This is a genomic window from Staphylococcus sp. HMSC055A09 (assembly GCF_001809655.1).
Lineage (GTDB): Bacteria > Bacillota > Bacilli > Staphylococcales > Staphylococcaceae > Staphylococcus > Staphylococcus capitis.
The window spans coordinates 1-20,831 of the sequence record NZ_KV798349.1; the positions used below are offsets into that span (position 1 = coordinate 1).

General features: G+C 31.5%; 23 protein-coding genes. 15 read left to right on the plus strand and 8 right to left on the minus strand.

Annotated features, from left to right (window positions below; all coding sequences use genetic code 11):
• Positions 1–103: 103 nt before the first annotated feature.
• Complete coding sequence (locus HMPREF2642_RS00160; RefSeq protein ID WP_037550164.1) at positions 104–742, minus strand: hypothetical protein; 639 nt, start codon at positions 740–742, stop codon at positions 104–106.
• A gap of 217 nt (positions 743–959) precedes the next feature.
• On the opposite strand from HMPREF2642_RS00160, the gene HMPREF2642_RS00165 reads away from it, so the two are divergent.
• Entirely contained in the window at positions 960–1,859 is a 900-nt protein-coding gene (locus HMPREF2642_RS00165) for an alpha/beta hydrolase (protein WP_070597496.1), read from the plus strand.
• 51 nt (positions 1,860–1,910) lie between these two features.
• Here HMPREF2642_RS00165 and HMPREF2642_RS00170 read toward each other — a convergent pair whose 3' ends face one another.
• The gene (locus tag HMPREF2642_RS00170) at positions 1,911–2,303 is read right to left on the minus strand and encodes a hypothetical protein (protein WP_002432953.1); all 393 of its coding nucleotides are present in this window, start codon (positions 2,301–2,303) and stop codon (positions 1,911–1,913) included.
• Positions 2,304–2,305: 2 nt separating this feature from the next.
• On the minus strand, positions 2,306–2,782 hold the full coding sequence (locus HMPREF2642_RS00175) for a thioesterase family protein (protein WP_037550161.1): 477 nt from the start codon (positions 2,780–2,782) through the stop codon (positions 2,306–2,308).
• 107 nt (positions 2,783–2,889) lie between these two features.
• On the opposite strand from HMPREF2642_RS00175, the gene corA reads away from it, so the two are divergent.
• On the plus strand, positions 2,890–3,837 hold the full coding sequence (corA, locus tag HMPREF2642_RS00180; RefSeq protein WP_002432313.1) for a magnesium/cobalt transporter CorA: 948 nt from the start codon (positions 2,890–2,892) through the stop codon (positions 3,835–3,837).
• 45 nt (positions 3,838–3,882) lie between these two features.
• Positions 3,883–4,932: a type 2 isopentenyl-diphosphate Delta-isomerase gene (gene fni, locus HMPREF2642_RS00185; RefSeq protein ID WP_047796623.1), complete on the plus strand. Its 1,050-nt coding sequence runs from the start codon at positions 3,883–3,885 to the stop codon at positions 4,930–4,932.
• 129 nt (positions 4,933–5,061) lie between these two features.
• Here fni and gltS read toward each other — a convergent pair whose 3' ends face one another.
• Entirely contained in the window at positions 5,062–6,270 is a 1,209-nt protein-coding gene (gene gltS / locus HMPREF2642_RS00190) for a sodium/glutamate symporter (protein WP_002453872.1), read from the minus strand.
• A gap of 330 nt (positions 6,271–6,600) precedes the next feature.
• Here gltS and HMPREF2642_RS00195 point away from each other — a divergent pair, with 330 nt between their 5' ends.
• Genes HMPREF2642_RS00195 through HMPREF2642_RS00205 form a run of 3 tightly spaced genes read left to right on the plus strand, consistent with a single transcriptional unit; the run spans position 6,601 to position 8,280 of the window.
• Positions 6,601–6,924 carry a PadR family transcriptional regulator gene (locus tag HMPREF2642_RS00195; protein WP_016898615.1) on the plus strand — a complete coding sequence of 108 codons (324 nt, stop codon included), beginning with the start codon at positions 6,601–6,603 and terminating at the stop codon, positions 6,922–6,924.
• Complete coding sequence (locus HMPREF2642_RS00200; protein ID WP_002453870.1) at positions 6,917–7,477, plus strand: HAAS signaling domain-containing protein; 561 nt, start codon at positions 6,917–6,919, stop codon at positions 7,475–7,477. Before HMPREF2642_RS00195 ends, HMPREF2642_RS00200 begins: the two co-directional genes overlap by 8 nt.
• On the plus strand, positions 7,474–8,280 hold the full coding sequence (locus HMPREF2642_RS00205) for a DUF4097 family beta strand repeat-containing protein (RefSeq protein WP_070597498.1): 807 nt from the start codon (positions 7,474–7,476) through the stop codon (positions 8,278–8,280). The genes HMPREF2642_RS00200 and HMPREF2642_RS00205 overlap by 4 nt, the downstream gene beginning before the upstream one ends.
• Before the next feature lie 45 nt (positions 8,281–8,325).
• Here the strand turns inward: HMPREF2642_RS00205 and HMPREF2642_RS00210 are convergent, their stop codons facing one another.
• Entirely contained in the window at positions 8,326–8,934 is a 609-nt protein-coding gene (locus HMPREF2642_RS00210; protein WP_023351251.1) for a DNA-3-methyladenine glycosylase, read from the minus strand.
• Between the two features lie 204 nt (positions 8,935–9,138).
• Here HMPREF2642_RS00210 and HMPREF2642_RS00215 point away from each other — a divergent pair, with 204 nt between their 5' ends.
• From HMPREF2642_RS00215 to HMPREF2642_RS11345, 3 genes are all read left to right on the plus strand, one after another.
• Positions 9,139–9,732 carry a DUF805 domain-containing protein gene (locus tag HMPREF2642_RS00215; RefSeq protein ID WP_023351252.1) on the plus strand — a complete coding sequence of 198 codons (594 nt, stop codon included), beginning with the start codon at positions 9,139–9,141 and terminating at the stop codon, positions 9,730–9,732.
• A gap of 127 nt (positions 9,733–9,859) precedes the next feature.
• Positions 9,860–10,057 (plus strand): helix-turn-helix transcriptional regulator, encoded by a 198-nt coding sequence (locus tag HMPREF2642_RS00220; protein WP_002453866.1) that lies wholly within the window; start codon positions 9,860–9,862, stop codon positions 10,055–10,057.
• Positions 10,050–10,796 carry a hypothetical protein gene (locus tag HMPREF2642_RS11345; protein ID WP_227489903.1) on the plus strand — a complete coding sequence of 249 codons (747 nt, stop codon included), beginning with the start codon at positions 10,050–10,052 and terminating at the stop codon, positions 10,794–10,796. Before HMPREF2642_RS00220 ends, HMPREF2642_RS11345 begins: the two co-directional genes overlap by 8 nt.
• Positions 10,797–10,840: 44 nt before the next feature.
• On the opposite strand, the gene HMPREF2642_RS00230 is transcribed toward HMPREF2642_RS11345, so the two are convergent.
• On the minus strand, positions 10,841–12,460 hold the full coding sequence (locus HMPREF2642_RS00230) for a ribulokinase (RefSeq protein ID WP_070597499.1): 1,620 nt from the start codon (positions 12,458–12,460) through the stop codon (positions 10,841–10,843).
• A gap of 193 nt (positions 12,461–12,653) precedes the next feature.
• Here HMPREF2642_RS00230 and HMPREF2642_RS00235 point away from each other — a divergent pair, with 193 nt between their 5' ends.
• The 5 genes from HMPREF2642_RS00235 to HMPREF2642_RS00255 all read left to right on the plus strand — a co-directional run bounded on the left by HMPREF2642_RS00235 (position 12,654) and on the right by HMPREF2642_RS00255 (position 17,303).
• Complete coding sequence (locus HMPREF2642_RS00235; RefSeq protein WP_047796619.1) at positions 12,654–13,553, plus strand: ABC transporter ATP-binding protein; 900 nt, start codon at positions 12,654–12,656, stop codon at positions 13,551–13,553.
• A complete protein-coding gene (locus HMPREF2642_RS00240; protein ID WP_070597501.1) occupies positions 13,546–14,781 on the plus strand; it encodes an ABC transporter permease in 1,236 nt (411 codons plus the stop codon). The genes HMPREF2642_RS00235 and HMPREF2642_RS00240 overlap by 8 nt, the downstream gene beginning before the upstream one ends.
• A 244-nt stretch (positions 14,782–15,025) precedes the next feature.
• On the plus strand, positions 15,026–15,352 hold the full coding sequence (locus HMPREF2642_RS00245; protein ID WP_002432587.1) for a YnfA family protein: 327 nt from the start codon (positions 15,026–15,028) through the stop codon (positions 15,350–15,352).
• Positions 15,353–15,381: 29 nt separating this feature from the next.
• Positions 15,382–16,392, plus strand: coding sequence for an aldose epimerase family protein (locus HMPREF2642_RS00250; protein WP_070597503.1), 1,011 nt, complete (start codon positions 15,382–15,384; stop codon positions 16,390–16,392).
• 224 nt (positions 16,393–16,616) lie between these two features.
• Positions 16,617–17,303 carry a ribose 5-phosphate isomerase A gene (locus HMPREF2642_RS00255; protein ID WP_023351260.1) on the plus strand — a complete coding sequence of 229 codons (687 nt, stop codon included), beginning with the start codon at positions 16,617–16,619 and terminating at the stop codon, positions 17,301–17,303.
• Between the two features lie 168 nt (positions 17,304–17,471).
• On the opposite strand, the gene HMPREF2642_RS00260 is transcribed toward HMPREF2642_RS00255, so the two are convergent.
• Entirely contained in the window at positions 17,472–18,548 is a 1,077-nt protein-coding gene (locus tag HMPREF2642_RS00260) for a peptidoglycan release complex CPBP-like subunit SdpC (protein WP_070597505.1), read from the minus strand.
• 246 nt (positions 18,549–18,794) lie between these two features.
• Between HMPREF2642_RS00260 and hutG the strand changes: the two genes are divergently transcribed.
• Positions 18,795–19,730, plus strand: coding sequence for a formimidoylglutamase (hutG, locus tag HMPREF2642_RS00265; protein WP_049428332.1), 936 nt, complete (start codon positions 18,795–18,797; stop codon positions 19,728–19,730).
• 119 nt (positions 19,731–19,849) lie between these two features.
• Here hutG and HMPREF2642_RS00270 read toward each other — a convergent pair whose 3' ends face one another.
• Positions 19,850–20,719, minus strand: a complete 870-nt coding sequence (locus tag HMPREF2642_RS00270) for a LysR family transcriptional regulator (protein ID WP_002432524.1) — start codon at positions 20,717–20,719, stop codon at positions 19,850–19,852.
• Positions 20,720–20,831 lie beyond the last annotated feature (112 nt).

Below are 20,831 nucleotides of genomic sequence, written 5' to 3' on the forward strand. Positions count from 1 at the left end.
GCTCTTATGCATGCGCGAGAGCGCAGGCGAACGGATTAAATTATTAATACGAATAAAAGGCCAATCCAGAACTTGATTAAAAGTTCTGGATTGGTCTTTTGCATTATCTTATACGTGCTAGTCGATTACGGAAGAATAAACTAATGAATAAGAGTGCAATACTACAAGCAAGTAAAATGAGTGCATTATGTATTGCATCAGCTTCATTAATTACTTGGTCTGGAGAAACAGTTAAATAATATTGTTTAAGAGATTCAGAAATTTTTTGCGCAATTGTATGAATAATATAGCTAAAATACAAAGTAATCAGTAACATAGCTGCTAAAATAAATAAATTGAAAATCTTCAATAAAGTTCTATTAAGAATAATTGTAATTACAGTAATAAACATACTAACTAAACAAAGAATAAAGAATATATTAAACACCATTATGAGGTTATCTATAGATTTTTGTAGATCATCCATATTGCCCAAATTAATATTTAAATTACCGATTTTAGTTAGAGTATCTTGGAAGTTTTGAATTTCATGGAAATTAATTGTTTTATTAGCGAAAGCAAGGTTAAAAATAGGTTGTTTCAACATACTATAACCTGTTATAGCAGTTAAAATGAGTATGATCAGATGGATGATAATACTAACCCATGAACGCTTTTTCTTCCCATATCTTTTGCCTCGGTGTATTTCTTGCTCATGAAATTGAGCGTTGAAGTTACTTGGATTTTGATTAGGTTCAGACACTAAGATGCCTCCTTTAATTTTGCTGTCCTATATTTATCATTTTCACTTTATGTTTGTTATAATTGGCTTTATTCAAGACATATACGCGCAAACATAAAGTGGTTTAAGATTCATCTAACTCATATAATATTATATCTTTTTTAGAAAAATGAATATAGCACTTTAAACAAATTGTTTTCTAAATTTAAAATTTGAAAAGAGGTAGGTCAAGCAAGCTATGAAAAATCGTTTAATGAATAGAGTAGTCAATAAATATATACTTCATAACAGATCAATATTTTTCGAAAATGACGATGAGGTAGAGCAATTTTTAGAAAAAAGAAGAGACGAAAATAGTAAAAAACATAAACAACCCTCATCATTAAATGTAAAAGCAAATCTTGATAAATTATCTTTAGGGGATATGCAAGTATTCAGATTTAATTTCAGACATGAGTCTAATAATAAAATTCTGTATTTACATGGGGGATACAATACATTGCAATCCTCACCATTCCACTGGAGATTGTTAGATAAATTAGCATTAAATACATTACATGAAGTTGTGCTACCTATTTATCCTAAAGCGCCTGAATATCACCTAGAAGATACATACAACGCGATTAAGGAAGTTTATGATGAATTAGTAGCTGAAGTTGGTGTTGATCATATCGTCATCATGGGAGACGGTTCAGGTGGCGGATTAGCTATGCGATTTGTACAATCCTTAATTGAGGAAAATGAACCTGTTCCAAGTAAACTATTCTTAATTTCACCACTTTTAGATGCGACACTATCAAATAAAATGATTACCGAAGACTTAGAAGACGAAGATATATTAGTAAGTCGATTTGGTGTGAATGAACTTATGAAAGTATGGTCTAATGGTCTACCATTAACGGATAAACGTGTTTCACCACTCTATGGTGAGCTAAGAGGATTACCTCCTGTATACATGTATGGAGGAGGCAAGGAAATACAAAATCCTGATATGAAAGAGCTCGCACGTTTACTAGAAGATTATGGTCAATATGTTGAGTTTAATGAATACCCAAAAATGGTGCATGATTTTCCATTATATCCAATAAGACAATCACATAAAGTCATCAAACAAATTACGAAGGCTATTCGGAAATAAAGAACAAGGACTTTGGTTAAATCAAACTACCAAAGTCCTTGTTCTTTATTGTTATTCTATTATCGAATTAATATGTGTGACAATAAAATTTTGTCCTTTTAAATAGTAAAAAGATGCCATAAAATCATCAAATTGACGTGGTATGTCAGTAAAATTACTAAAAGTAAATTTCTTTTCTAAGTTTTGATCTTGAACATATTTTTCAAAATTATTATATTGAATAAGAAATTCTTCATCGATTTGGTTCTCATCAATAAGCGTAAATATTTCATCAATCGCAAACTTTTGTCCTTGTAAATAACTCATATGAATTGCTCGTTTAAAAAGTTGAGATGCAGGCCCATTGATGACTAATTCTTTCTGATTGTTTAACTCACTCAACTCAAATTTAACGTCATCTTTCAAATCTATAAGCTCGTTTTTTATACGTTTCCTAGTAGGCATAACTATTCTCCTTTCTTAGGTATACCAATGCGATGTCCTATTTGTTTAGGCCACTCAATTTTTTCCTGTTCTAAATCATAAGCTTCTATAATTTCCATATATTTCTCAGGAAATGGTGCAGAGCGCCGTTGATTCTTGTCGATACCCATCATCATTACTTCATTTGTAGCAGCTATAGTTCCATCTTCATGCAACATTCTTAAAAATAAGTGCGTACGTTTATAATCATAGTCGTAAAGGTATAATTCTACAGTGAATGACTGATCAAGAGACAGTTCTGCTAAATATGTAGTATGTGCTTCTATTGTAAATACTGTAAATTGACTTTCTTCTCTTTCTTTAAGAGATAGCCCATGACTATAATTAAACTCATTAATTACATCGCTAAAAATTACATTATAATATGCATCATGCATATGGTTATTATTATCAATCAAATCTTCAGTTACTTTTCGTGTTACAGTAAATGTTTTAGACATCTCTTATCCCCCTTGAATATAACTCTATCTTACTAAATTAAATTAACACATACACGTGATTGATTTCATGATAGAATGTAACTGAGATAATTGGAGGGGGAAGTAAGATGACAATGACCGTAAGATATCAATCTTTAACACAACCTCTTACGGAAGTATCAAATATTCAAGACGTCCCTAGTGATGCGACAATTATTTGGTATGATTTTGAAAATGCTTCAAATAAAGAAAATGAATTTCTAAGAAATAAATTCGATTTTAACTATTTAGAAATTGATGATGCTATTACAGGTATACCACGAGTTAAATACAAAGAATATAAAGAATATCAATATATGATTTTTCACAGTATTATTGATAAAGATTATTCACCCATCGCATTAAATGTATTTCTTCAAAATAATATACTTGTCACGTATCATCATAAACCTTTTCAATCTTTAAAGAGGGTCGCCGAATATAATGCTGAAAACCATGATTCAGAATTAGATTGCGCGGATATAGTGATACATATACTTGATAGTATGGTAGATAAATATTTCGATTTCGTATATGGTATTGAAGATAAAGTTTATAATTTTGAAGCTCGTCATGTTGATGATCGCTATAGTAAGAATGTGATGGAAAACGTTTTTCAGTTACGTTCAGATTTGATTAAAATTAAACGAGTTATGTTTCCAATGCAAGAAGTTGTTGATACGATTAAGAGTGAAGGTAATATCATTAAAGATGCTAAACACTCAATGTACATTCAACATATTGATGACCACCTTATTAAACAGAGAAATGTCATTAGAACAGCTCAAGAAATGACAAATGAAATTCGAGAAAATTATGAGTCATTCACCTCATTTAGAATGAATAGTATTATGCAAATACTCACACTTGTATCAGTTATTTTCTCACCTTTAACATTTATAGCTGGTGTTTATGGAATGAACTTTGATTATATGCCAGAGTTAAAATGGCATTATGCTTATTTTATATGTTTAGGCGTAATGCTTGTGATAACAATTGTTTTAGTCGTCTTTTTCAAAAGGAAAAAATGGTTCTAAAACTTTAACAAAAATATTTGAATTTAAACAAAGGAAGGTATTTCAATGAGTGATTCACTGAGAGAACAAAGAAAAAATGAACATGTAGAAATTGCTATGTCTCAACATGATGCGCCTCAATCTGATTTTGATAAATTAAGATTTGTTCATCATTCCATTCCTAGCATTAATGTCGATCAAGTTGATTTAACAAGTCATACTTCTCACTTTGATATGCAATCCCCAGTGTATATTAATGCGATGACGGGCGGTAGTGATTGGACGAAGCAAATTAACGAAAAGTTAGCAGTAGTCGCTAGAGAAACTGGACTAGCAATGGCGGTTGGATCTACACATGCTGCTTTAAGAAACCCTAAAATGGCAGAAACATTTAACATTGTAAGACAGACTAATCCTGAGGGTATGATATTTAGTAATGTTGGTGCAGATGTGCCTGTTGAAAAGGCGTTACAATCAGTTGAATTACTTGAGGCACAGGCATTACAAATTCATGTGAATTCACCACAAGAATTGGTTATGCCAGAAGGTAACCGTGAATTTGTAACTTGGATGGATAATATAGAAGCTATTGTGAATCGCGTGGATGTACCAGTAATTGTTAAAGAAGTTGGGTTTGGTATGAGTAAAGAGACCTTTAAGTCTTTAGCTGAAATTGGCGTTCAATATGTAGATGTAAGTGGTCGTGGTGGAACGAATTTTGTTGATATAGAAAATGAACGTCGTTCAAATAAAGATATGGATTACTTAACCCAATGGGGGCAATCGACAGTTGAATCTCTACTTGAAAGTACAGATTATCAAGATAAATTAAATGTATTTGCAAGTGGTGGGTTACGTACACCTTTAGATGCAGTAAAAAGTTTAGCCTTAGGTGCTAAAGCTGTTGGTATGTCTAGACCATTTTTAAATCAAGTAGAGCAATCAGGTATTACTAATACGATTGAATATGTAGAATCTTTCTTAAATCATATGAAAAAAATTATGACGATGTTAGATGCTAAAGATATTGATTCACTTACTCACAAAGATATTGTATTTAGTCCTAAACTACTTTCTTGGATTGAACAACGTGGCTTAGATATTCACAGAGGCTAAAGTTTAATATATAAAATGTACGAAAATATAAATTAAAGGCTGAAAGAAGGCTTCGTTACGAAGCTTTCTTTCAGCCTTTTTTAGTTTAATTATATGCACGATTGTTTTCATGCTATTAGAGGTTACGTATTAACTAAAAAATTGTATAAAGCTCATTACAATAATAACGCCGATTAGATCTATTAAAAATGCACCAACTATAGGAACTACAAGATATGCTTTAGGTGAGCTACCATACTTTTTAGTAATAACGTCAAGGTTAGCCATTGCATTAGGTGTCGCACCTAAACCATGACCAATAAATCCACCAACCATTACTGCAGCATCATAGTCTTTACCTAGTCCTCTGAATAATACGAAGATAGAGAATAGTACCATGAAGACGACTTGTATCAATACAATGATGATTAAAGGAATAGCGAGTGAATAAATTTCGGTAAGCTGAATACTCATTAATGCTAAAGATAAAAAGATACCAAGTGAGATATCACCAATTTGGTCGTTAATTTTTAAATCAACAATGTTTAATCCAGCAAATTCTGATACATTTCGAATGATAACGGCAACAAACATTGAACCAACATACATAGGAATGTTGACGCCAGTCATGTGAGTGAATGTATCTCCGATATATGTCCCTAAAGCCATACAAAATACTAGAATTGTAAATTGAATGAAAAATATTTGTGTTGGTTTAAATTTATTATGAAGTGATTGGTTATATTCTACTTCACCATAATTCTTATATGATTCATCACGATGTTCTGGAGTAAGGTTATATCGTTTTATTAAGTATTTAACAACTGGTCCGCCGATTAATCCTCCAAAAACAAGACCTAGTGTTGCGGCAGCAAGTGCTGCGGTTACAGCGGAATCAATACCCATGTCTTGGATTGTTTTACCGTATGCAGCTGCATTACCATGTCCACCTTCCATTGACATAGAGCCAGCAGTTAACCCTAATAAAGGCTGGATATTTAAAATTTTAGCGAGAGATACACCTATAATATTTTGACATATCGCCATGATTCCACAAAACATGAAATAAAGAAGCATGACTTTACCGCCAATTTTAAACAACTTTAATGATGCGCCTAAACCAATAGTAGTGAAAAAGGCCAACATAAAGAAATCTTGTATAAATGATGCATCGAGTTTGATTTTAACAATATGTAAAGAATCAAGAATGGCTACGAGAATTGAAAAGAGTAAACCGCCTATAACTGGAGCAGGTATACATATTCTCCTTAATATCGATACATGATTAATGATTGATTGTCCGATTAAATATAGAACACATGCTAAACACAAGGTTGTGATTGCATCTAACTCTATCATAAAAATGCCCCCTTAGAAGTAGTCCCAAAACCTATGTTTAATACTTAATCTATATAATTATGTAAGCGTTATAAAAAGCCATAATAACCATTATACATGTAGAATTTAAATAAATCTAGGAAATCAAATAATATTATTTATATATATCTAGTATTCAGAACATTTTAATTTGAATTAAATACAAGTTTAACAATAAATTAAAAAATGCACGTTAAATTTACATAATGTTAAAAATCAGTACCTTGCAATGTACAGTAGTGGGTGCTATATTAGTTATAACAACTACTGTGTATTGTTCAATACTGAATAATACATAAAGGAGGTAGATACATGAACACTCAATTTAAAAAGGGCGCTCTAGAGTTAATTGTCTTATTAATTATTAAAAAAGAAGATCAATATGGGTATTCTTTAGTTCAAAATATCTCACGCTATATGACTATTGCGGAAGGGACTGTGTATCCATTGTTAAGACGTTTAGTCAAAAGTGGAGAACTTGCTACTTATTATCAACCATCATCAGAAGGTCCATCTCGAAAGTATTATAGTCTTACTGAACAAGGGCTGGAAAGATTAGACATACTTAAAAATGAATGGGATTTATTCTCTAAAGCAGTCAATCAATTTATAGAGGAGAGTGAAGCAAATGAATAAAGATCATTATTTAAAGTTACTAAAGAGATATTTAGGACATATCAATAATGATGAGAAGCAAGATATTCTAAATGAGTATGAAACACATTTCTATAGTGGAAAACAAGAAGGGAAATCTGAAGAACAGATTTCTCAAGAACTAGGTAATCCAAAATCTATTGCAAAAGAATTAAGAGCTACTGCAGCGGTCGAGAGAGCAAAAAGTAATAGCTCAATAAGTAATATTTTTTCTGCGATTATTGCAGTTATGGGACTCAGTTTATTCAATTTCTTTATTATATTGTTCCCCGCTGTCATGATCTTTTTTGCAATTGTATCTTTAATTCTCTTCACTATTTCAATGCTAGGTGCACCAATAATGCTAATTGTTAAAGGATTTATTGATGGTTTTAGTTCAATTATTCTTTACGATGTTTTTATGGCTGGACTAATGTTCGGCATTGGATTAATGGTCGTAGTTATAACTATTTATATTATTAAATGGATATATATTATGATTGTGAAATATCTAAAATGGAATGTCTCAGTTGTGAAAGGAAGTGTTCAGTCATGAAGAAATTTCTTATCACATTATTTATTTTTGGCTTTGCTTTAGTTGTTATATGTGGTATAGGTCTGTATGCACAAGGAGAAAAACTTGAAAAAAAAGATAGCTACAACGATAAAGTAACGACAAATCTCTCAAAAAAATATAAAAAAGATATTCGCTCGATTGAAGTCAATTCTGACATGAGCGATGTTACAATCAAAAAAGGAAATCACTTCTCAGTAACATCTAGAGGTGATGATAAGAATGTAAAAGTTAAGAGTTACATTAAAGATAAACAGTGGATTCTTAAAGAAGAAACTAAAGAATCAGTGATTAACTTTAGGCCTTTAAATAATGTCGAAAATCATATCACTATAACAGTTCCTAAAAAAACTAATAAATTGTCTGTGAATGCGAGTGATGGAGATTTAAAAGTAAATAATATTAATGTTGAAAAAGCAAAATTGAATGCTGATTCAGCTGATATATCAATTAACAAAGGTAAGTTTGATCAGCTTTATGTGAATAATGATTCAGGAGACATTTCAACATCAAATATTAATTCCAAAAAACTTATAAAATTGATCAATGACTCAGGAGATATTAATTTGCAAAAAATGCAACCTGATGTAAATACAAATATTAAAAATGATTCAGGAGATATTTCATTACATTATAAAGAAAAGCCTAAAGATACCCTTTTAAAAATACATAATGATTCAGGTGATTCTTATGTAGGGTTAAGGGAATTAAAAGATAAAAAAGTAGGTAATGGTAGTAAAAAACTACAATTATTTAATGATTCAGGAGATATTAAAGTGAATTAAATGCAAAGAAGCGAGGATGCTCTTAACGAGTTCCTCGCTTTCTAATTATTTCCAAGTATGATCTGGGTTTTGAAAGTCTGATTTACGCATTCGTGATACATAGGGATTTCCTTTGACAGTATAACGTAAGGGTTTATCAGTCCATTCTCCTTTATTTGGGATGCCTATTCTTCCACTTTCAATTATTTCTTTAGGAAATTTTCTGTTTTTAGTATCTATGGATAATCTGCAATCATTTAATGTTGAGCCATCGATAGCTCTTGGTATATTTAAAGCTTTAGTCCATTTACCTGGACCGTTAGTTATCTCATATCCAGTTTTTCCACGATTAGCTTTCATTGCTTCAATACCGTCTTCTGGTTCAATTGCACGAATGAGTACTCCTTCTGGAACACCCTTAGTGCGAGTAACAAAATTAATCAATAAATGAGTATGCATGACATGTGCGTATATGGTCCCACCATTTTTGTATAGTGAGGTGACTTTGGGAGTTTGCTTTCCACCATAACCATGTGCAGCCTTGTCTTTAAAACCTAAGTAGGCTTCAGTTTCTACAATGTAACCAGAATAATATTGGTATTCATCTTGATATATGATTTTAACCCCTAATAAATCTTTTGCTGTTTGAATCGTTTGTTTATTAATAAAGTCCACTGTGATCTCACCTTAGAAATTTATAATAAGAATTCTTTTTGACTTTTTAAATTGAGAAATAAATTTAATTATATATTTTGATTAAACTTATGTTTTGATATACTCAAAATGCTAGTTACTTTCCAAGTGTACTCTTCTTAATTTATCAAAGAGTAAATAAATTTAAAACACTTTTACATAACAGAGCATAAAGGAGATTTAAATATGCGACAAAAAGCGAGATTTGGACAAGCGCTTAAATTATTTTGGTCTAACTATGTGAACTTCAAAGGACGCTCAAGACGTAGTGAATTTTGGTATGCTATGTTGTGGAATTTAATATTTATGATTCCTGGCATCATAGGACTATTTCTTGGGTACGTTTTTATTATTTCTGGTGCAATAAGTAATAAAGAAGGTAGTCTTCTCTTCGGTGGAGCGTGTCTTATTATAGGTGGTTTATGGTATCTAATCTATTCACTCGCAACATTAATTCCCAATTTAGCTATTTTAGTGCGTAGATTTCATGATTTGTCACTTTCAATGTTGATACCTATTTGTTTTATTGTTGCCAATTTTATCATATATATCATATCTAATATTATTGTGGAAAATCCTAATACGTCTGAAAATGGATATGCTTTAACTTTTATTATGATATTAAATATATTCATCTGGGTTTTCTCAATTTATGTTTTAGTGATGACATGTTTAAATAGTAAAAAAGAAACTAATAAGTATGGTCCGAGTCCTAAATTTACAGATTTCAATCATAGTTTAGATGGCGAAAATCATAATCCATTAGATAAAGATGAATAATTTCAAATTTTAAGCGATCTCTTTATGAGGTCGTTTTTTTAGGTAAGGATGTCGTATATAATTGACTATTCATTGTTCATTTTATTATGATAAAATTAATTATGATTGAGGAAAAGGGGCTGTAACATTGAATAGAGTAAAGCAATATAGAGCACATCAAAAAATATCGCAACTTGCTTTAGCCCGAGCAGTAGGCGTTTCTCGACAAACGATTAATATGATAGAAAATGATAGATATAATCCATCTTTGAAATTATGTATAAACATCGCTAAAGAACTCAATGTCACATTGAACGATTTGTTTTGGGAGGATAAAAATGGTTAGCAAGCTATTTAATGTCAAAGACGAGTATCAACTAGAACAATTTAATCGCTTATTTGCCAAAATAAGTGCCCTTGTATCTATTTTAATGTTGGCTTTGTTATATTTTGAAGCTATTTTTGATGTTGAGAGGTCTTATTTATCACCTTATTTAATAGGTGTATTACTTTGTCTCATCGTATTAGCATGTATGTTAATGACAAATGGGTATAGTGAAGAATCGAAAGAAATATATGTTAGAAATGAAGAAGAGAAAAAGTGGCTTAAAAAAATGAGTTTAAAAAAACGTATGATAGCTTTCGGTATTACTAGCATTTATTTACTTTTAGTAAATTTAATCATTGTGCCTTTAGTAACTAAGGGCCATATCGATAGGTTTCAATTTTCGCAAATTACTCCATTTATTGTACCATTTATAATTTTGATACTCAGTGATAAAAGGATTAAAGTATCAAAGACACCTACCGCACCAGCTAAGGAAAAGCTGAATACCACAGATAGGTTACTTAATTTAATCCCTCAATACAATTTTAGCGATGAGTATGAACGAATGAGAATAGAAATGGAATATGCCAAAAATTGTATATGGTTATTACCTGCATTATTAATCATATCCATTGTAGATATCATCATTTCAGTGGTTATGCACCATATGCCGTATGCACCTTTGATTACACTTCTTATAATTGTCATTTTTATAGCCATTGCTTTATTCAAAGTACACAAGATAAAAAAAGCTTAAAATAATAGTGGTCAAAGTAAAATATCTACTTTGACCACTATTTATTATTTGTGTATATAAGATAAAGTTGGATGTTCACGTCCAAGAATATCATGAAGTTGACGATACTTATCAAAGAGTCTTTTATAAGCTTTCACTTTTTCGCTTTCAGGTTCTTTAACGTAATGAATAGGTTGCTTCATATGCTCTACAGCATCTTTAAGCGTCGAATAAGCACCACCAACATTTGCGCCTAACATAGCAGCGCCTAATGCTGTTGCGTTTGATGATTCCAGCACAACTACTTTTTTATTTAACACATTGGCGTAAATATCGACTAAGAGTTTACTTTTTTTAGGGATACCCCCAGAAGCATAAACGGTATGAACAGGAATATGATGGTCTTCAAATTGATTCATTATCATTTTTGTACCGAAGGCAGTAGATTCTAAGTAAGCACGATGAATCATTTCGAAAGGTGTTTGTAATGTTAAACCGAACACACTACCTGTAAGGTGACTATCACTTAGAATACTTCTATTACCATTGTGCCAATCAAGTACTATAACATGTTGATCTTCTACATTAATATTACTTGCTAACTCTTCCAAGTACTCAAGTAAGGGGACATCACTTTCAAGGGCAGTATCAGTAATTGACTTTGGAGCCAGTTGTTCTGAGTAACTAAATAGATCACCAACAGCGGCTTGGCCTGCTTCATAGGCATATAAACCGGGTATAATAGCATCTTTTACTGAACCAGTAATTGCAGGAATAGGTTCTTGTTTAGGATCTAGCATAAGGTGGCAGGTACTCGTTCCAATAACAGCTGTGAATTCGCCTTGTTCAATGGCACCTGCTCCTAGAACGCCTGAATGTGCGTCAATCATGTATGGAGAAATTTGAACTTGAGAGGGAAGTCCCCACAATTCCTGATAATATTCAGCTAAAGTGCCTGCGCTTTCTCCAATATTAATTACTGGTGCTTCACATTTTTCTTTTACAATATTAGGTAAATCTTTGTCTACAGCTTCGAAAAACGCATAGTTAAAACCATTTTCTCTATTCCAAAAGCCTTTAAAACCTATACCGCAATTGGAACGTATATTTTTATATGTAAGTAAACTGGTAATGTAATCTCCAGCTTCCATAATATAATGAGTGTGTTCTAACAATTCAGGAGCTTTATGTTTCATTTCAAGTATTTTCGGAATCATCCATTCACTATTGACGCTTGAACCATAATAATCAAGCCAGTTCTGATTCTCTTGTTGATTAACTTCAACCATTTGTGTTGCTTCATCTTGAGCCCCATGATGCTTCCATAATTTGACATATGCATGGGGATTACTTTTAAAATTATCATGTCTATGTAGAGGTTCGAAATGTTCATCTAAAAATACAATAGTACAACTTGTAAAATCTACACCAATTCCTATTACCTCATTTCTATTCACTTGACTTTCTTCTAATACATGCGTAACACCATTTTCAAGTATGTACTGATAATCATCAGCATTTTGTAAAAAATAATTACGCGGTAACGTTTCCCCGTATAGTGATTCAGCAATAGTACCGTGAGGATATGTCTCTTCATAGCTTGAAATAATATCGCCATTTGATGTATCCACCAGAATCACTCGACCAGAAGCGGTGCCATAATCAATTCCAATACTGTAGCTCATTTTACTAACCCCTTTATTTTATGAAGATAATCAACGTCTATTTAACGATGAATTGTTTGTGAATAATGATAGGGCTTTCAAAATTATTTGTAAAGTTTATTAATTTTATGAAGTTTACTTATATTATGCAATTAAATAATGTTATATTGAAAAAGAATTCAAAATAGAAATTTTAGTGTTAGGAGTAGAAACGATGGGTTTGTTAATTGAACATGTCACCAAGAAATTTGGAGATTTTACAGCAGTAAATGATATTTCGCTAAGACTTGATAAGGGGAAAATGTTGGGATTCTTAGGGAGAAATGGTGCGGGAAAAACAACGACATTTCGCATGATTCTTGGCTTAAGTGAAACAACAACAGGCCATATTACATATGAAGGGAAAAATATTAACAAACATATGTATAACAAAGTTGGCTATTTGCCAGAAGAGCGTGGCCTACATCCCAAAATGACTGTAGAGGAAGAACTCACTTATCTTGCCACTTTAAAAGGTTTATCAAGTAGAGATATTCAACAACGTATTGATTATTGGTTAGAGCGATTTGCAATTACTGAGAATCGAAAGAAACGTATTCAATCTTTATCTAAAGGTAATCAACAAAAAATTCAATTACTTGCAAGTATGCTTCATGAGCCAGAATTACTTATTTTAGATGAACCTTTTAGTGGGCTAGATCCCGTTAACGTTGAATTACTTAAACGTGCAGTTAAAGATTTAAATGATAAAGGATCTACTATAATATATAGCTCACATCGAATGGAGCACGTTGAAGAACTATGTGATGACGTTTGTATTATTGATAAAGGACAACTTGTTGTTTCAGGAGATATACAGAAAGTTCGCTCTGAACATGGTAATAAATTAGTTATCGTCGAATCAGATCACCAGATAGATGGTCTTGATGATATACCAGGAATCTTGAAAAAGGAGCATCGTAAACATGATGTTCGTTTAACGATTGAAAATGAAGCGGTTGCGGAAAAGATTTATAATACTGTAATTAAACAAGGATACGTGAGACGTTTTCAAGTCTTAGAACCATCGCTTAATGATATATTTATCGATAAAGTAGGTGAACTACATGAGTAAATTTTGGTCAACATTCAAACTCACTTATATGAGTAAAATTAAATCAAAAGCATTTATTATATTTATGGCCATCGTTGTTGTGCTCATGGTTGGACTTTCAAACATAGATAAAATTATGGGGTTATTTGATCATGGTCCAGATAAAGTAGGTATAGTTACACAGAATGAACAAATATATAAAGTGTTAAAGCAACAAGGACATAGTCTTGAAGATGACGCGAAATTTAAAAAAGTAAGTAAAACCAAAGCAGAAAAGTTAGTTAAAAATGAAAAATTAGATAGAGCCTATATAGTCAAACAAAATAAAGATAATCAATTGTCAGGTACTATATTAAGTAAGGACAATGTTGATGTTGAAGATAAACAGCGGTTTACTGAAGTATTAACAACAATGCAATCTCATTTAGTTGCCTCAAAGCTTGACTTAAGCCAAAAAGAGTTAAAACAATTGCAATCGCAAAGTCAAGTAGATAGTAAAATCATGTCTGATAAAGAAGATAGTCAATTAAATTCTGGCCAAAAAACGCTAAATTACATTTTGATTTACGCAACATTAATGCTAATATTTTTCATCATTTTCAACTTTGCAGGTCAAGTGGCAATGGAAATTGCTACGGAGAAAACATCCCGGGTGATAGAAATGATAATTACAAGTGTTTCACCAGTTGTACATATACTTGCTAAAATTGCTGCAGTAATTGCTGTTGCTTTCACTCAAGTTATCATGATTATTCTTACGGCATTAATATGTATATTTGCATTTGATTTAAAGAAATTGTTCAAAAACTTTGATATACAAATGAATCACCTTGCATGGCAAATTATTGTTGTGAGCTTGCTATGTCTGATTGTAGGTATTTTCTCTTATGTGTTGCTTGCAGCTATTCTTGGATCGCTCGTCTCAAGAATTGAAGATATGAATCAAACTTTAATGCCATTAACATTATTAGCTATGATTGCATTTTACATCGCGATATTTAGTATCATGAAGCCAGATATGTTACTCACTAAGATTACAAGTTTTATACCATTTTTAGCACCGTTCGAATTATTAGTACGATCTCAATCATCTGATCTAGACATATGGGAAATTATTGTCAGCATGGGGTTATCAGTGATTGTGATTATCTTATTATTATGGATAGCAGTAAAAACATATAAAGATTCTGTTCTCACATTTGAGAAAGGATTATTTAAATCTATACATCGACTCATTAAAAATAAATAACTCAGTAAAGCCAAGTATTTGAATTTTCATCAAATATTTGGCTTTTTATGTGGTTAACCTATGGAATAATAAAAGAAAAAGTGTAACAATATGTAAGTGAAAACATCGTCGTTAAATTAATGATAGATTTATAGAATTTAACATTGATACAATGTAACTTAACATATTAAATAAATTTCTTTTGAGTTTATCTACCTCTAAACAATAAAGAATGAGACTATTTGATAGGGTGGTGCATTGTATCGTGTTTTATCCAGTATTTATTTTTATATTAGCAGGCCTTTGTGAAATTGGCGGAGGCTATTTAATATGGTTATGGTTAAGGGAAGGCCATACATATTGGCTAGGTTTAATGGGAGGCATCATACTCATACTTTACGGCGTGGTTGCAACGTTTCAATCATTTCCTACTTTTGGTAGAGTATATGCAGCTTATGGAGGCGTATTTATTATAATGAGCCTGTTTTGGGCTTATGTAGTAGATAAACAATCGCCAGATAAATATGATGTTATAGGCGCTATAATATGTATCATCGGTGTGCTTGTCATGTTATTACCTAGCAGAGCTTAATTTAACGTGGTTGAAAGGGAGATTATGTAATGATAGTTGAAGTTGAGGATCAAAGACATGATGTTGATTTAATTAAAATCGATAATGATGAAACAAAAATTGTATTCTCGAACTACGGTGCTAGAATTGTATCGTGGAAATATCATGACAATAACATTATTTTAGGGAATGTAGTAGAAGCGGATGAATTCTATTTTGAAAATCCATTTAACTTTGGTGCGACAATTGGTCGTTATGCAGGTAGGATTAAAGATGCATCATTTAAGTTAGATGGACATACATATGAATTAGAGAACAATGATAGCCCACATCATATTCATGGTGGTTCCAAAGGTCTGGATAAACGTATCTTTGATTATGAAATTATTGATGAAATTGGACAAATTAAAATTATATTCACTACAACAATTAAAGAAATGGAAGATCATTATCCTGGAGATATGACTATTAAGGTAACGCATACATATGATGCTGACCATCGATGGACTGTACAATATGAAGCTGAATCAACGAAAAGGACATTATTCAACCCTACAAACCATGTATATTTTAATTTAAATCGTGATAACAATGTGGTTGATAATCATCGAATGTCCAGTTCATCGTTAAAGATGTATACACTTGATGATGAAAATATCGTGACAGGCGATGAGCCACTCAACTTTAGTCAAATATTTGAAGACGAACACATTCTCTTTAAAGATATATTTGATAGTACGAATCAAAAGCTTCAAGAACAAATGCAACGTTATAAAGGTTTAGATCATCCATTTGAAGTGGGTGACCAACAACTTGCTATAGATAATAAAGAGTTTGAACTTCTGATCGAAACGGACATGCCCAATATGGTTATATTTACATTTAACGAACCTCAAAATTGGGACAGCGATTTTAATATTTATAAATCTCATTCTGGTTTCACAGTAGAAACGCAACATATTCCTAATGACATTAATATGTATGGAGAAAAAGCACAATCAATTTTAAACCCCCATACACCATATTTTTCTAAAACAAGTTATCAAATCAATGAAAAGTAACTCATATCGGATACATTGCTTTATAGCAGTAGTATCCGATTTTTTAGTTTTAAAATTATTTATTATCTCAAAATATAAAGGCTGTTTCAGCAACACTTTCAAAAATTTAAAAATTGATGAAGTAATAATGTACAGACTTTTTTAAAAATAATCGGGTATTCAAAAATAAACAAAGTCATGTAAAATAATATTAAGGATTAAAGAGAAAAGGAGACTTTCGGCTAATGAAAGACGTAAAAGAACTTAAACTTATGACATTAGATGATGTAACGAGCCAAATAAAAGATGGTATGACACTCGGAATCGGTACAGGAAGTACTATTGAGTTGTTAGTACCTAAAATTGCTGAGTTGATTCATCAACATCATTACGAAATTACAGGCGTGTGCACATCAAATAAAACTGCTTTTCTTGCCAAGGAGTTAGATATAAACATTGTTGAAGTCAACGACGTAAAAAAAATTGATCTTGCTATAGATGGTGCAGATGAAGTTGATCCAAATCTCAACCTTATTAAAGGTGGGGGCGGTGCACTGTTCAGAGAAAAAGTGATTGATGAAATGGCTGAAAGGTTTGTTGTCATTGCCGATGAAAATAAAATCGTTGACTATTTAGGTCAAACGTTTGTTTTACCAGTTGAAGTTGATAAATTTAATTGGTATCAAGTTTCCAAAAAGATTGAGAGTATTAAGGGCGTAAAAGTGAATAGACGTGTGAATGAAGACGTTCCATTTACAACAGATAATGGAAATTATATATTAGATTGTAATTTACCAGAAGGCATTGATCCGTATGAAATGCATGAATTTTTGATTCATTTAACAGGAGTATTAGAAACAGGATATTTTCTCGATATGACTGATCAAGTGATTGTAGGTACCCAAAATGGCGTAAAAATCATGGATAAATAAATTGAGTTAAGATGATGAGATAAATTTTTGAAATGACTTACATAGGTGTATTGTCATCAATCCTGGTATCAAAATATGGTTTTGCAAATGAAATTTAGAATTTGAATAAACAAAATTAAAAGGCAACTTCTACTGAATTAATTTAGAAGTTGCCTTTAATATACTTAATTATTCTTTTTTAGTTGAATCACTCATGTCTTGTTCTTCAACTTGATTAATTTCTTTCTTTACATCGCTAACAACAGATGAATGACGATCTTCTGTATATTTAGCGCTGTCCTTTAAATCTGTATCACTCGTGTTTGAATGCTCTGAACTCGCTTCTGAATTATTATCTTCTTTATTAGCAACGCTATCATTTTCAAATTGATGATTTTTTGAATCATCATTTTTATGACTTTCAAAATCATCTTCTTCGGTGTGGTCTAAATAATTATTGGGTTGCACTTCATCTAAACTTTGTTTCGTTGTTTTGTAAGCAATGGCACGAATAATTAAACTGATAATGATAAACAATACGCCTACAATTGTAGTGGAAAGTGCAATCACTTTCATTGAGAAAAGATCACCAGTTTCTTCACTGAAAAGAAAAACTAAGGCGAATGTCATTACTGCATGGAATATAGTCGCAATATAGATTGTACGTCCATGTGTTGCTCTGATTAATTCACCAATAATCATCGAGAACATAAATGTATATAAGAAATGGTAACCAGCATATTCAATACCATAAGTAGTGTTTGCGGTGAAGATTGAATAAATTACACCTACAATAATACTAGCAAAGAATGTGTTCATCTTAGATTCAAGAATACTTTGTAAGTATGAACGGAAACCAAATTCAGTAACAAACGCCATTAATAAATGGCCAATTAGAATTGTAATTAAAGATACTGATAAATCTGATGTTTGTAAAAGGATAAAACTGTCAGCAAAAGTATTGAAACAGAACATACCAATCATAAAAATGATAAGCGGTAAAATGAGTGCTAATAGGATACGTTCAATAACTTTTAAACTGAATGAAAATTTTAATCCGGCTAATTGTTCTTTTTTATACTTAAATACTAAAATACATACTAATGATGCAATAAATGGAGCTAAGTCTTTGATGTCAAAAACAAATCTTTTAACTCCAATGGACGCTTGGAAATCTCTAAGTATAATGGATAAGGCCATTGTAATAACAAAGAAGACAAAGACCATCATTGCCCATTGAAACCCAGAAATTCGAGAGTTTTTCATTTTTGTAACCTCCATTAGGTAACAGCCAAATTTCTTTTATTTACAATTATACATCTTACAAGCATATGTTTAAATTGTCTATTTTAATTATCATAAAAATGTAATAGTCCTGAAGTATTTTGTTAGATAATCGTAATTAATCAATTTTAATAGAGGGTATCACTTAACTACTAGCGTTGAATTCGATAACATCAATAGTTATACTTTAAATAGTTTATATAATAAATAAATTAAGGGGGAAATATCATGTATAGACTTGCGGAACCGGATTTATGGAAAGGTCGTTTAGATAGTGAAACAGATTCAAGACAATTTAGACATTTCCAAACTGTAAAATTTGGAGATTTAACTAAAGTTGAAAAAACTAATAACCCCAAAGGTGTAGGTATACTTGGATATGCTGTAGATAAAGGGGTTGAATTAAATAAAGGTCGTGTAGGTGCAAAAGAAGGACCTAATAAAATTAAACAAGCCTTTGCTGGATTGCCAGATTTAAATCAATGTGAAGAGCTCATTGATTACGGTAATGTAGAACATGATCATGATTCACTTATAGATACGCAACAAGAGTATGCTGAGCTTGCAGCGAAATCAATTCAAAATCATAAACAAACTTTCTTACTTGGTGGTGGACATGATATTGCTTATGCACAATATTTAGCCACGCGTAAAGTTTATCCAAATGAGTCTATCGGTGTTATAAATATTGATGCACATTTTGATACTCGTGACGAAGGTGAGTCTACGTCGGGTACTAGTTTTAGACAGATTCTAGATCAAGACGATAATGCTGATTACATGGTATTAGGTATTTCTCAAGGTGGTAATACTCAAGGTTTATTCGATTTTGCTAAAGAGAAGAATGTTCAATATGTGTACGCAGATGAGTTGCTACACCAAGTTTCTCCCCCGATTAAAGATATGATTGAACATTTTATACATGATCATGATGTCATCATGTTTACTGTGTGTATGGACGTTGTAGACAGTGCATTTGCGCCTGGTGTGAGTGCGCCTGCCGTTTTAGGTATCTATCCTCATACTGTATTTGAGCTAGCGAAACGTATTATTCCTAGTGAGAAAGTGGCTTCGATTAGTATAGCAGAGATGAATCCTGAGTATGATTTAGATAATCGTACTGCAAAACTAGTAGCAAACTTAGTTCATCATTTCTTAATTTAATACCTTTAAAAAATGGATTACTAATATTGAAAAAATAAATATTCATGATATACAACAGCCCAATTAGCGTCACAAAGATAATTTTAACGCTAATTGGGCTTTTTTTAATATAAGTTTATTTAAGTATCCCAATACGCTATACAAAGTTGTATTAAAGACATTACTTGTTCAGAATGCTTACGCTTATTTAAATAATTAATAAAAATCTTACGTCCTAAATTCGGGCGAATTTTAATACTATCCAAATCATTAGTAAAATTTGATTGATAATAAAAACGAGGTATCACTGCATAACCTAATCCTAAATGAACAAAGTTTGTTGCTGATTCAAAGCGATCGGCTTCTAAGACTATATTAGGGTGTTGATTCATACGATTGAAATAATCATCTAAATGGTCACGTACTTGTGAATTTTTGTTTGGCATTATTAGAGGAAGATGCTCAATAGTAATTGTCTTCTGATTTGGAAATTCATCCTTAGGCGTAATTAACACATAAGGTTCCTTATACAATGGAATAGATGCGATATCTTCATGAGTGATTTCTTCATTCGTTAGTGCAAAATGAACATCAAAATTAAGCAATTTGTCTATAGATGAATGACGGTCATGTACTTCGTACATACGATATTGTTGATTAGGATAATCATTATGATGTTGTTTTATCACTTTACCCATCCATTGACTTGTGGATTCTAACATTCCCATTTTAATTCTAGGTTCAGATGTAATATTTAAGTCATACATTTTTTCAACTGTGGAACGATATTCCTGTACGATATGTGTCGCATGCTTATAAAATTGAATGCCTTTTTCAGTGATTTTAATGTCTTTAGTTGTACGCATAAATAAGTCATAACCTAAATCAGCTTCCATCTTTTTAATTGTTGCTGTTAGCGAAGGTTGGCTTATATGAAGGAAATTAGCCGCTTTAGTAAAACTATTATATTTAACTATAGCTAAAAAATATTCAAGCTGAATAATCTTCAAGTGTGACACCCCTATTTATAGTTTTAAGTTATAAATAATTAGTTTATTTATATTTGTTGTCTATATCTTAGTACATTATACTATAAATGTAAGATATTTAAAGCAGTCTAAA

Bases quoted from the DNA above. Each gene is read 5' to 3' on its own strand.
- HMPREF2642_RS00195 (WP_016898615.1), top strand. From the start codon at position 6,601: ATGAACACTCAATTTAAAAAGGGCGCTCTAGAGTTAATTGTCTTATTA.
- HMPREF2642_RS00230 (WP_070597499.1), bottom strand. From the start codon at position 12,460: ATGAGCTACAGTATTGGAATTGATTATGGCACCGCTTCTGGTCGAGTG.
- HMPREF2642_RS00165 (WP_070597496.1), top strand. From the start codon at position 960: ATGAAAAATCGTTTAATGAATAGAGTAGTCAATAAATATATACTTCAT.
- gltS (WP_002453872.1), bottom strand. From the start codon at position 6,270: ATGATAGAGTTAGATGCAATCACAACCTTGTGTTTAGCATGTGTTCTA.
- corA (WP_002432313.1), top strand. From the start codon at position 2,890: ATGACAATGACCGTAAGATATCAATCTTTAACACAACCTCTTACGGAA.
- HMPREF2642_RS00240 (WP_070597501.1), top strand. From the start codon at position 13,546: ATGAGTAAATTTTGGTCAACATTCAAACTCACTTATATGAGTAAAATT.
- fni (WP_047796623.1), top strand. From the start codon at position 3,883: ATGAGTGATTCACTGAGAGAACAAAGAAAAAATGAACATGTAGAAATT.
- HMPREF2642_RS00255 (WP_023351260.1), top strand. From the start codon at position 16,617: ATGAAAGACGTAAAAGAACTTAAACTTATGACATTAGATGATGTAACG.
- HMPREF2642_RS00260 (WP_070597505.1), bottom strand. From the start codon at position 18,548: ATGAAAAACTCTCGAATTTCTGGGTTTCAATGGGCAATGATGGTCTTT.
- HMPREF2642_RS00170 (WP_002432953.1), bottom strand. From the start codon at position 2,303: ATGCCTACTAGGAAACGTATAAAAAACGAGCTTATAGATTTGAAAGAT.
- HMPREF2642_RS00200 (WP_002453870.1), top strand. From the start codon at position 6,917: ATGAATAAAGATCATTATTTAAAGTTACTAAAGAGATATTTAGGACAT.
- HMPREF2642_RS00215 (WP_023351252.1), top strand. From the start codon at position 9,139: ATGCGACAAAAAGCGAGATTTGGACAAGCGCTTAAATTATTTTGGTCT.
- HMPREF2642_RS00175 (WP_037550161.1), bottom strand. From the start codon at position 2,782: ATGTCTAAAACATTTACTGTAACACGAAAAGTAACTGAAGATTTGATT.
- HMPREF2642_RS00235 (WP_047796619.1), top strand. From the start codon at position 12,654: ATGGGTTTGTTAATTGAACATGTCACCAAGAAATTTGGAGATTTTACA.
- HMPREF2642_RS00205 (WP_070597498.1), top strand. From the start codon at position 7,474: ATGAAGAAATTTCTTATCACATTATTTATTTTTGGCTTTGCTTTAGTT.
- HMPREF2642_RS11345 (WP_227489903.1), top strand. From the start codon at position 10,050: ATGGTTAGCAAGCTATTTAATGTCAAAGACGAGTATCAACTAGAACAA.
- HMPREF2642_RS00250 (WP_070597503.1), top strand. From the start codon at position 15,382: ATGATAGTTGAAGTTGAGGATCAAAGACATGATGTTGATTTAATTAAA.
- hutG (WP_049428332.1), top strand. From the start codon at position 18,795: ATGTATAGACTTGCGGAACCGGATTTATGGAAAGGTCGTTTAGATAGT.